This window comes from Streptomyces sp. NPDC005202 (genome assembly GCF_040608235.1).
Taxonomy (GTDB): domain Bacteria; phylum Actinomycetota; class Actinomycetes; order Streptomycetales; family Streptomycetaceae; genus Streptomyces.
Genome location: NZ_JBEXHW010000005.1, coordinates 252,324 through 262,678, shown reverse-complemented (window position 1 = coordinate 262,678; position 10,355 = coordinate 252,324). Strand labels below are relative to the sequence as shown.

The window sequence follows — 10,355 nt, the reverse complement described above, 5'->3', positions numbered from 1 at the left end:
GGCGGCAGAGGACTGAAAGCCACACCCGGACCCCCTGGGTGAGCCAACCCTACGAATGGCTCGCTCATCCCGATCAACAAGGTAGGGAGGACTGAGCCGTCAGGAGGCGTCGGCCAGCCAGGGCCTGACCTGCCGGCGCGCCTCGTGCAGGCGAGACTTGAGGGTGCCCAGCGGAATGCCGAGCCGCTCGGCGACCTCGGCGTAGTCCAGCTGGCAGATGTCCCGGTACACCAGCGGCGCCACCAGGTGGGGATGCTCCCGCTCCAGCCGGTCCAGCGCCTCGAGGAGGTCGACGCGCGATCCCGCGATGACGCTGGTGGTGCGCGGGTCGACGGCTTGCGAGGGCTCGATCGCGGCGGGCTGCTCGGCCGCGCGGCGCTTGAGTTCGCGGTACTTCTGGCGGGAGCAGTTGGCGACGACCGTGTGGAGCCAGGTGCTGAAGCGGCTGCGGCCCTCGAAGGTGGAGATCTTCCGCGCGATCTGCAGCAGCACGTCCTGCGCCGCCTCCTCCGCGTCCTCACGGCACGGCAGGAAGCGCCCACAGCGCCGGACGATCTCGGGCCGGACCTCCTGGAGCAGCTCCTCCAGCGCCGCCCCGTCGCCGGCGGCGGCGCGCCGGGCGAGGTCTTCGGTCAGCGCCGCGTTCAGCACGGGAGGTCTCCCTCGGAGTCGATCTCTGGCAGGCATGATAGTCGTATGGACCCCCTCGAGCGGATCGGCCGGTACCGCCTCGAACGGCGCCTGGGCACCGGTGCCTTCGGCACGGTGTGGCTCGCCCACGACGACGTGCTCGAGGCCTCGGTGGCCGTCAAGGTCCTCGCCGAGAACTGGTCCCACCGCCTCGACGTCCGGGAGCGGTTCCTGTCCGAGGCGCGGCTGCTGCGCAAGGCCGGATCCGATCGGGTGGTGCAGGTCTACGACATCGGTGAACTCCCCGACGGCAGGCCCTACTTCGTCATGGAGTACGCCGACGCCGGCACCCTCGCCGATCTGCTCGCCGCAGGTCCGCTGCCCGTGCCCGAGGCGCTGCGGCTGACCGCGCTGGCCGCCCGTGCCGCCCACGCCCTGCACGAGGCGGGCATCGTGCACCGGGACGTCAAGCCGACCAACGTACTGCTGCGCACCGCGCCGGACGGCACCCGGCGGGTGCTGCTCGCAGACCTCGGGCTCGCCAAGAGCCTGGCGCAGGCGTCGGGGCTCACCCTGGCCGCCGGGTCGGCCGGGTACCGTCCGCCCGAGCAGGCCGAGCCCGGTGCGGGCATCGACGCGCGCGCCGACGTCTACAGCCTGGGCGCGGTCGGCTACCAGCTCGTCACCGGCGCGGTCCCCGCCGCGTCCGGGAAGGTCGTACGGCCGGACCGGCTGCGTCCGGACCTGGATCCCGGCGTCCAGCGGGCCCTGATGCGCGCGCTGGAACCGGACCGCGAGCGGCGCTGGCCCACGGCGCAGGCGTTCGCGGAGAAACTGGAACGGCTGGTCGCGTCGCAGCCGCCCGCCGCCCGCCCCCGTAGGCGCGGCAGGGCCGTCGCCCTGACCGCAGCCGTGGCCGCGGTCGCCGCCGCGGGAGCGGGCATCGCCCTGGTGAACCGGCCGTCCACGACGCCCGACGTCCGGGTCGAGGACGCGACCGGCCGGGTCGTGGTCCAGGTGCCCGGCGGCTGGGGGCGCCAACTGCGCGACTCCGGCTGGAATCCCACGGCACTGGGGCTGCCCGCCGGGCACGAGCCGGGGCTCGCCGTCGCCGACGGCCTGGGGAAGTGGCAGGACCTCGCCGCGGACGTGCGCGGCGTGTTCGTCGGCCTGAGCGAGCACGGCGACGTCACGGCCCGGGTCGGCGCCCTCGCCCACTCGGGCTGCCACTACGACGGCAGCCGCGCCTACGCGAGCACGGACTGGCACGGCCGGACCCGCGCCTGGAGCGACTGCCCCGGCGGGGGCCGGCTCACGGAGACCGCGCTCGTCCCGGCCGACGGCGCACCACAGCCCCAGGTGTACGTGCAGATCCGTCAGCACGACGGCGGTGACGCCACCGATCGCATACTGCGCTCCCTGCGGGTCACCTGACCACGTACGGGAAGAATCGCAGGCGAAGCGCGAACCTTTCGCCCGGCCCGCGCATCGGACACTCATGACGGCGCACGAGGCGCCGGACGCACGCGCCGACCGCGTGCGGTGAACCTCCAGGAGTGTGGAACATGGCGCACACGTCCCAGTCCCTCCACCGGGCGGCCCTGCTCGCGAGCGCGGTCGCCGTGCTGGGCCTGCTGACCGCCTGCGGCAACGACAACGGCACGAGGAGCACTCCGCAGAAGGTGTCGGGCACGGCCGCGCCCGCGACCGGTGACACGACGCCCAGCGCGCCCGGCAAGAGCGCCGCACCCAGCGGCAGCGCCGCGCCGGGCAGGACGGCCACGGGCTCCTCCCCGGGCACGACCGGCACCCGCACCGGCACCAGCACCACCGCCACGAGCACCCGCTGCCACACCTCCGAGCTGAAGGCGTCGGTGGGCCGCAACAACCCGGGCGCCGGGCAGGAGAACTTCCCGGTCGTCCTCACGAACACGTCCGGCCGCACCTGCACCGTGCGCGGCTACCCCGGCGCGGCCTTCGTGGACGCCTCCGGCAGGCAACTCGGCCCCGACCCGAAGCGCTCCTCCGGCGCGCCGACGTCGGTCACGCTGAAGCCGGGCCGGAGCGCCTGGGCGGGTCTGACCTTCTCCAACCCCGAGGTCAGCGGGGCGAGGACGGCCACGCCCGCCGCGCTGATCGTCACGCCGCCGGACGAGCGCGACCACCTCACGGTGAAGTGGACGGCCGGCCAGGTCCCCGTGGGCGGCAACGCCTCCTCGGTGTTCCTCACGGTCCTCAGGCTCGGCACCGGCGCCTGACTCCCCCTCCCTCCCTCAACCGTGAACTCCGCTGCCTCCCCCGGCAGCGGGGCTCGTGACGGGACCGCTGAGCGCTGTCCGCCTGCTCGGCCGGCCGCAGGTCCGAGGCGGCGACAGCACGGCCGGCGGCAAGGGCACCTCGTAGATCTCTGTCGCTTGTTTGCTTTGATGGGCACGCACCACTTGATCGCGTCCGGAGGTCCGAGCCCTCAACGCCCCGCTGGCCGAGACCCTGTCCGTCGTCCTGCTCGTCGCCGTGCTCGCCTGGGCCGTCATCCGCCCCTTCGGATGGCCCGAGGCGGTCATGGCCGTCCCGGCCGCCGGGATCGCGATCGCCACCGGCGCGATCTCCCTGGACCACGCACGGGCCGAGGCGGAGCGGCTGGGGCCGGTGGTCGGGTTCCTGGCCGCGGTGCTGGTGCTCGCCCACTTCTGCGACGTCGAGGGGCTGTTCCAGGCGTGCGGCGCGTGGATGGCCCGCTGGGCGGCGGGCCGCCCGGTGCGGCTGCTGACTGCGGTGTTCGCACTGGCGTCGGCGATCACCGCCGTCCTCAGCCTGGACGCCACGATCGTGCTGCTGACGCCGGTCGTGTTCGCCACCGCCGCACGGACGGGCGTCCGGCCCAAGCCGCACGTCTACGCGTGCACGCATCTGTCCAACACGGCGTCGCTGCTGCTGCCGGTCTCCAATCTCACCAACCTGCTGGCGTTGGCGGCGAGCGGGCTGAGCTTCACCCGGTTCGCCGGGCTGATGGCGTTGCCGTGGCTGGTCGCGATCGGAGCCGAGTACGTGGTCTTCCGCCGCTTCTTCGCCCGCGACCTGGCGGCCGCGGCCCCCTCGTCCCGCACCGCCGAGCCGCCGGAGCTGCCGCTGTTCGCCCTGGTCACCGTGGCCTGCACGCTTGCCGGGTTCGTGGTGGCCTCCACGCTCGGCATCGAACCGGTGTGGGCCGCTCCGGCCGGGGCGCTCGTGCTCGCCGGGCGCGTCCTGGCGCGGCGGCAGGACACCCCGCTGACGGTGGTGCGGGCCGCCGCGCCGGCCTTCCTGGCGTTCGTGCTCGCCCTCGGCATCGTCGTCCGTGCGGTGGTCGACAACGGGCTCGCCGACGCACTCGGACACGTCCTGCCCGGCGGCACGGGGCTGCCGGCGCTGCTCGGCATCGCCGCACTGGCCGCCGTCCTGGCCAACCTGATCAACAACCTGCCGGCGGTGCTGGTCCTGCTCCCGCTGACCGCTCCGGCCGGGCCCGGTGCCGTCCTGGCCGTGCTGCTCGGGGTGAACATCGGCCCGAACCTCACCTACGTCGGGTCGCTGGCGACGCTGCTGTGGCGGCGGATCGTGCACCAGCACGAACACGGCGTGGACCTCAAGGAGTTCACCCGGCTGGGTCTGCTGGCCGTGCCGTCGTCCCTTGTCCCCGCCGTGGTGGCACTGTGGGTGTCGCTGCAGGTTCTGTGAGGCTGAGGGAGGCCGACCGATGCGCGTGATCGCCTGGCTCGACGAGGGCACCTGGCCCGCCTGCGTGGACGCCGTGCGCACCCATGCGCCCCACGCGTCCGACGTGGTGTTGCTGCACGTGAGCGGGCCGGACGTGCCCGGTGTGGCGCACGGCGCGTTCGCCGGGCTGCTCGGCCGCGGGCACCCCGAGCGCGACCCGGGCGACCGGTTGACGGACCTCGGGGGTACGTCGGCGGCCGAGTTGCTGGAGGCGGCCGCCGAGCGACTGGGGCGGCCGTGCCGCCGGATGGAGCGGACCGGGCGCGTCGAACGCGAGGTGGTGGCGGCCGCCGAGGGCGCCGATCTGCTGGTGCTGGCCCGCGACGGCGACCGCGACCGGCTCGGCCCGCGCAGCCTGGGACCGGCCGTGCGGTTCGCCGTCGACCACGCGCCCTGCCCGGTGCTGCTGGTGTGGCCGGAGGCGGCGCCGGACCTGACGATACTGCCTCCGCCGCCGCCTGACCGCTGACGTCGCTCAGCGGTCGCCGTATCCGGGCCCGTAGCCGGGCCCGTAGCCGGGCCCGTAGCCGTACCCGGGTCCGTAGCTGTCTCCGTATCCGTATCCGTATCCGTTGCCCCAGCCGTTCTGCCCGTTCCACGAGCAGGGGTAGCCGTAGGGGGAACAGGCGCCGGTGGGATACGGGTTGGTGGGTGCCGGCTGCCGGGTCGACCGCGGCGCAGTGGCGGACGGTGCCGGCGTGGCCGCCGGCTTCGTCGACCTCGACGGCAGCGGGGTGGACGCGGCCGGCGGGTGCGTCGAGGGGCTGCTGTTCGCGTCCCAGTTGACCATTTCCATCTGGAGGTCGGGCTGGGAGGTGTCGATCACCCAGCGCTGGGTGTCGCTGTTCGCGCGGGTCTTGAGCACGAGGGCGCCCTCGCCGTCGGTGGCGGCGGGAGTCAGGGCCAGGTCCTGGTCGAAGCGCGGAACGAGGGTACCCTGAAGGGTGAAGTCGTAGCGGACGTTCTTGGCGCCCGGACGGGACGCTCCCGTGCACGGGGCCAGCCGGACCGAGTAGCCGAGGTGGGAGTCCAGGCACAGGTCGGGGGCGGCGGCGTTGCGCAGCAGTCCGTCGGTCTCGTACGCCCATTGCTGGCTCGGCGTCGAGGAACAGGTCGTCAGCTCGGTCTCCGCGCCCTTGACGGCCTTCTTGCCGACGACGCCGACGCACAGCCCGGACGCGACGTTGTGCAGCCGTCCCCGCAGGGTGCCCCGCCCTGCCTTACCGGCTCCGGTCCAGGAGGGCCCGGAGGTCGAGGGGCCGGCGGCGGAGCCGGATGCGTCGGTGGCCTGTCCGCCGGTGCCCGGGGCGGTGCCGTCGCCGGAGCCGAGCACGGTCCACAGGACGAGCGGTAGGACGACCAGTCCGCTCACGGTCGCCACGGCGACGGCGACATTGCGGCGGCGGGCGGCACGCCGGGCCGCCTTGTGGGCCGACCGGCGCCGGGCGGTGCGAGGGCCGGGCGCCGGGGACGGCGCGAAGGGTTCGTCTCCGGCGGCCGGGGCGAGCGGGGCGGAGGCGAAGGAGTCACCACCGGTGGGTGTACCGGGCGGGGTGGCTGTGAACGTCTCACCACCAAGGCGCATACTCGGCGAGGGGGTTCTGAACGCCTCACCACCAACCGGCCCATCGGGCAGGACGGATGCGAAGGCCTCACCACCGACCGGCCCATCGGGCAGGGCGGCTGTGAACGCCTCACCACCGACGGGCGCACCTGGCACGGCGGGCGCAAAGGCCTCACCACCGACGGGTGCCGCCGACGCGAAGGCCTCGTCGCCGCTCATGCGGGCGGCGGCCGGGACCGGCTCCGCCTCCGTCGGCGCGGTCTCCTCGACGCCGCCCATGCAGAACTCCCGATAGGCCCGCGCACCCCACCCGAGCACCCCTTCGGCCAGCGCGGTGCCGAGTTCCGCGTTGAACTGGCCCAACTGGTCGGCGGTGTAGCGGCAGTGCGTGCACCCGGCAAGGTGCTGCTTCAGGTCCGGGTCGAGATCGACGCCGCCGCGCCGGCAGGTCACGTCCAGCAGCCGGAGGTAGCGCAGGCACTCCTGTTCGGGGGCGAGTTCGCGGTGGACCTGGAGGCACTCCTCGCGCAGCCGCTCCCGGGCCCGCCCGAGTTCGACGCGCGCGTCCTCCTCGTCCAGGCCCAGCAGACCGGCCGGGGTGGCGAGGGGTTCGGCCTCGACCTCGGCGTGCCACAGCAGGGCGCGGGCCGTCTGGGGCAGCCGCTGGAACGCGCGGGAGAGCAGGCGCCGGCCGGTCGGCGGCAGGAGGCGTGCGGCGATCCGGTCTCCGTCCCCGGTCGCGGACCTGAGATCCGGGTGGAGCATCTCCTGCCGGTGGTCGGTGCCCCATTCGGCCGCGATGCGGCGCACGGTGACCAGCAACTGGGGCCGCCACGCGGCCGTCGGCCCGGACTGCCGCAGCAACTCCCCGAACAGGCGGGTGAACGCCGCGGTGGTGAGCATGCCCGCGGCGCGCGGGCCGTCGGTGCACAGCCGTGCATAGGCGAAGGCCGCTTCCCAGTGCCGGTCCAGCAGTTCGCCGACGGGCCGGAGAGCGGGCGTGGCACCCGTCCATTTCCTGAGTTCGGCGCTCAACTGCTCGTCCGTCGCGTCGAACGGGCGAGGGGGCTTGGGGGAATTCGACAGGCCTGGGTCATTCACGGCTGCATTCCTCCAGACGCACCGCAGAATCAGTCCATACCAAGGGGTAGGCTTCGGCATCTCGATCGTCCGCCTGCGGCAGCTCTTGTGAAGCGTGGGGGCGTACGGGAGCGGCCTCGTGCATGCAGAAGCAAACCCATTGTCTGCACGCCGACAAGGCACACCTTTGCACAGGTCAGCGGGACGGAACAAGAGATTGCCCGGTTCTGTGCAGGGCACCTTCATCACCGGACAATTGACGCTTTGTCAGTAGGAGGCGTCAAAGGGATTGCGGCCGGATCGACACGGCAATTGCTGAGGTGGACTCGAGCAGTCCCGTACCTTTTCAGGCGCAGCCCGTACCTTTTCAGGCCTCGGACCATCTGTCGCCGTGCGCAGCGCGGTAGGCGCCGGGCGGCAACCCGTAACGCTCGCGGAACACCCGGTTGAAGTGGAACGGGCTCACGAATCCCGAGGCCGCCGACACCCGCTCGACGGACAGGTCGGTGCCCTCCAGCAGCCGGGCGGCGTGCCGCAGCCGTGCCTCGCGCAGGGCCCGCATCGGCGACTGGCCGAGCTGCTCGGTGAACAGGTGCGCGAACCGTGACGGGGACAGCGCGACGCTCCCGGCGAGCGAGCGGACGGTGTGCGGGGCGCCCGGATCGGCGGCGATCAGCTCAGCGGCCCGGCGCACACGCGGGTCGGCTCCCGGCGGTGGCACCGTCCCGCGCGCGCCCGCGGTCGCCAGCAGCACGACCTCCTCCAGGGAGCACAGCGCCAGTTCCCGCGCCGCGGTGCCGTGGGCCGCGGCGACGCGGTCGTCCGGGGCCGCCTCGGCGGGCGGTGCGCCGGTCCCCGTCCAGCGGGCGTCGGCGCGCATCCGGCAAAAGGCCGCCTCGATACGGCCGTGCAGGACGGCCGGGACCGGGGAGACGGCGTACAGCCCGTCGTCGACGGCGTGGGGCCGCAGCCAGGCCGGCCAGGTGGGCCGGGCCTGGCAGTGCGCCCACCAGAACCGCCAGTGCCGGGCGCGCGGCGCGACGGCGTAGCCGTGTCGCACCCCCGGCGAGAGGACCACCAGATCGCCCGGCCCCGCCTGCACCTCTGCCACGCCCTGCCGCAGCCGGCCCGTTCCCCCCGTGGTCCAGGTGAAAAGCCAACTGTCCGCACCATGCGGGCGGTTGACGCCGTAGCCCGGCGTCTGGTCGAAGTGGCCGACCACCACCAGGCCGGGCGGCGGGGACGGATCGCCGGAGGCAGCGGTCTCGGGCAATCCCCCAGCACTCACGGACATCCTCCCGGCGGGCGCGTCGCCCTAGCGTGACGAACGGAGGACACCCGACCGAGGAGTGGACGCATGACAGCCACGGACATCGGCGCCTCTGGCGCTCCCATCCTGCCCGGGACCGGGTTGCGGCAGTTCGAGGAGGAGGGTTTCACGGTCGTACGCGGGCTGTTCCGGGGCGACGAGACCGACCGGCTGTGCACCCGGTTCGCGGCACTGCACGCGGCCGGCCCGGTGCCCGGGCACTTCGAGCCGCGCCGGGCCGACGACGGCTGTCCCGGCGATCCGCTGCACGTCCACCCGCGGGTGATGCACCCGCACGAGATCGACGAACTGGCGCTGAACGTCCTGCTGGACCCGCGGCTGCGCGGCGTGCTGGAGGTACTGCTCGGCGAGGAGGTGCTGGCCGCGCAGAGCATGTTCTACTTCAAGCCGCCGGGGGCTCGGGGGCAGGCGCTGCACCAGGACAACTTCTATCTGCGGGTGGAGCCGGGCACGTGCGTGGCGGCGTGGATCGCCTGCGACGTCATCGACCGGGACAACGGCGGTCTGGAGGTCGTTCCGGGGACGCACCGGATGGACCTGTTCTGCCCGGAGGAGGCGGACGCCGCGTTGTCGTTCGCCCGCGAGTACGTCCCGCCGCCGCCCGGCCTGACGGCGGTACCGGTGGACATGGCGCCGGGGGACGTCCTGTTCTTCAACGGCAGCCTGGTGCACGGCTCGGGGCCCAACCGCACCACCGACCGCTTCCGCCGCTCGTTCATCGGACACTATGTCGGCCGGTCGACCGAGCGCATCGGCGGCTACTACCGCACCCTGTCGATGAGCGGCGAGCGCGTCCCGCTGCCGGAGAGCGAGGGCGCGGGGCCGTGCGGCACGGAGTTCGCAGCGCACGGACCCCACTGAAGCGGGCCGGGCGAGGGGGCGCGGCGGTCGTCGCCGGCCGGCCCTCGGGCGGGCTCAGTGGCCGCTGACGGCGTGCGGGGTGTAGGGCTCCTCCAGTTCCGCGATCTCCTTGTCGCTCAGCTCCAGGTCGACGGCGGCCACCGCGTCCTCGAGGTGCTGCGGCCTGGACGCGCCGACGATCGGCGCGACCACCGTGTCCTGGTGCAGCAGCCAGGCGAGGGCGACCCGGGCGCGCGGGACGCCGCGGTCGTTCGCGATGCGGGTGACCGCCTCGACGACGGTGCGGTCGCTCTCCGGGTACAGGCGGCTGCCGAACTCGTCGCGGGCGCTGCGTTCGGTGGTCGTGCCCCAGTCCCGGGTGAGGCGGCCGCGGGCGAGCGGGCTCCAGGGCAGCACGCCGACGCCCTGGTCCTTGCACAGGGGCAGCATCTCCCGCTCCTCCTCGCGGTAGAGGAGGTTGTAGTGGTTCTGCATGGAGACGAAGCGGGTCCAGCCGTGCAGCTGCGCGGTGTACTGGGCCTTGGAGAACTGCCAGGCGTACATCGAACTCGCCCCGATGTAGCGCACCTTGCCCGCCTTCACCAGGTCGTGCAGCGCCTCCATGGTCTCCTCGATCGGCGTGTCGGGGTCCCAGCGGTGGATCTGGTAGAGGTCGACGTAGTCGGTGCCGAGGCGGCGCAGGCTGTGGTCGATCTCGGTCATGATCGCCTTGCGGGACAGCCCGCCGCCGTTGGGCCCGGGCCGCATCCGGCCGCACACCTTCGAGGCGAGCACGATCTCGTCCCGCCGGGCGAAGTCGCGCAGCGCCCGGCCGACGATCTCCTCGCTGGTGCCGTCCGAGTAGACGTTGGCCGTGTCGAAGAAGGTGATCCCCGCCTCCAGGGCCTGCCGGATCAACGGGCGCGACGCCTCCTCGTCGAGGGTCCACTCGTGCACGCCGCGGTCGGGCACGCCGTAGGTCATGCAGCCCAGACAGATCCGCGACACGTCCAGGCCCGTCGAACCGAGCTTCACGTACTGCATCGTTGCTGCTCCTGCCTTCGGGGGTGCTACCAGGGGAGAGCGTATGCCGCCCCTCCCCCAACCTCCGCCTCATCGGCCCCTCTTGACGGCAGGCATCGGACCGCGGCCGCC

9 protein-coding genes are annotated in these 10,355 nt (G+C 73.5%); 5 read left to right on the top strand and 4 right to left on the bottom strand.

Features of this window, described 5'->3' with window-relative positions; genetic code table 11:
* Positions 1 to 99: 99 nt before the first annotated feature.
* Positions 100 to 651, bottom strand: coding sequence for an RNA polymerase sigma factor (locus ABZV31_RS12590; protein ID WP_355891846.1), 552 nt, complete (start codon positions 649 to 651; stop codon positions 100 to 102).
* A 45-nt stretch (positions 652 to 696) separates the two neighbouring features.
* Here ABZV31_RS12590 and ABZV31_RS12585 point away from each other — a divergent pair, with 45 nt between their 5' ends.
* The 4 genes from ABZV31_RS12585 to ABZV31_RS12570 all read left to right on the top strand — a co-directional run bounded on the left by ABZV31_RS12585 (position 697) and on the right by ABZV31_RS12570 (position 4,855).
* Positions 697 to 2,064 carry a serine/threonine-protein kinase gene (locus ABZV31_RS12585; RefSeq protein ID WP_355891843.1) on the top strand — a complete coding sequence of 456 codons (1,368 nt, stop codon included), beginning with the start codon at positions 697 to 699 and terminating at the stop codon, positions 2,062 to 2,064.
* 131 nt (positions 2,065 to 2,195) lie between these two features.
* Positions 2,196 to 2,888 carry a DUF4232 domain-containing protein gene (locus tag ABZV31_RS12580; RefSeq protein ID WP_355891840.1) on the top strand — a complete coding sequence of 231 codons (693 nt, stop codon included), beginning with the start codon at positions 2,196 to 2,198 and terminating at the stop codon, positions 2,886 to 2,888.
* A 256-nt stretch (positions 2,889 to 3,144) separates the two neighbouring features.
* Positions 3,145 to 4,347, top strand: coding sequence for an arsenic transporter (locus tag ABZV31_RS12575; protein WP_355891837.1), 1,203 nt, complete (start codon positions 3,145 to 3,147; stop codon positions 4,345 to 4,347).
* 19 nt (positions 4,348 to 4,366) lie between these two features.
* On the top strand, positions 4,367 to 4,855 hold the full coding sequence (locus ABZV31_RS12570) for a universal stress protein (protein WP_355891834.1): 489 nt from the start codon (positions 4,367 to 4,369) through the stop codon (positions 4,853 to 4,855).
* Positions 4,856 to 4,861: 6 nt separating this feature from the next.
* Here the strand turns inward: ABZV31_RS12570 and ABZV31_RS12565 are convergent, their stop codons facing one another.
* On the bottom strand, positions 4,862 to 7,051 hold the full coding sequence (locus ABZV31_RS12565; RefSeq protein WP_355891831.1) for a ricin-type beta-trefoil lectin domain protein: 2,190 nt from the start codon (positions 7,049 to 7,051) through the stop codon (positions 4,862 to 4,864).
* Between the two features lie 346 nt (positions 7,052 to 7,397).
* Positions 7,398 to 8,324: a helix-turn-helix domain-containing protein gene (locus ABZV31_RS12560; RefSeq protein ID WP_355891828.1), complete on the bottom strand. Its 927-nt coding sequence runs from the start codon at positions 8,322 to 8,324 to the stop codon at positions 7,398 to 7,400.
* A gap of 63 nt (positions 8,325 to 8,387) precedes the next feature.
* On the opposite strand from ABZV31_RS12560, the gene ABZV31_RS12555 reads away from it, so the two are divergent.
* Positions 8,388 to 9,221, top strand: coding sequence for a phytanoyl-CoA dioxygenase family protein (locus ABZV31_RS12555; protein WP_355891826.1), 834 nt, complete (start codon positions 8,388 to 8,390; stop codon positions 9,219 to 9,221).
* Positions 9,222 to 9,275: 54 nt separating this feature from the next.
* Here the strand turns inward: ABZV31_RS12555 and ABZV31_RS12550 are convergent, their stop codons facing one another.
* Positions 9,276 to 10,244 (bottom strand): aldo/keto reductase, encoded by a 969-nt coding sequence (locus tag ABZV31_RS12550; RefSeq protein WP_355891823.1) that lies wholly within the window; start codon positions 10,242 to 10,244, stop codon positions 9,276 to 9,278.
* Positions 10,245 to 10,355 lie beyond the last annotated feature (111 nt).

What these genes read in the sequence shown, in the direction of transcription:
- ABZV31_RS12570 (WP_355891834.1), top strand. Translation starts at nt 4,367, where the DNA reads ATGCGCGTGATCGCCTGGCTCGACGAGGGCACCTGGCCCGCCTGCGTG.
- ABZV31_RS12580 (WP_355891840.1), top strand. Translation starts at nt 2,196, where the DNA reads ATGGCGCACACGTCCCAGTCCCTCCACCGGGCGGCCCTGCTCGCGAGC.
- ABZV31_RS12555 (WP_355891826.1), top strand. Translation starts at nt 8,388, where the DNA reads ATGACAGCCACGGACATCGGCGCCTCTGGCGCTCCCATCCTGCCCGGG.
- ABZV31_RS12585 (WP_355891843.1), top strand. Translation starts at nt 697, where the DNA reads ATGGACCCCCTCGAGCGGATCGGCCGGTACCGCCTCGAACGGCGCCTG.
- ABZV31_RS12550 (WP_355891823.1), bottom strand. Translation starts at nt 10,244, where the DNA reads ATGCAGTACGTGAAGCTCGGTTCGACGGGCCTGGACGTGTCGCGGATC.
- ABZV31_RS12560 (WP_355891828.1), bottom strand. Translation starts at nt 8,324, where the DNA reads ATGTCCGTGAGTGCTGGGGGATTGCCCGAGACCGCTGCCTCCGGCGAT.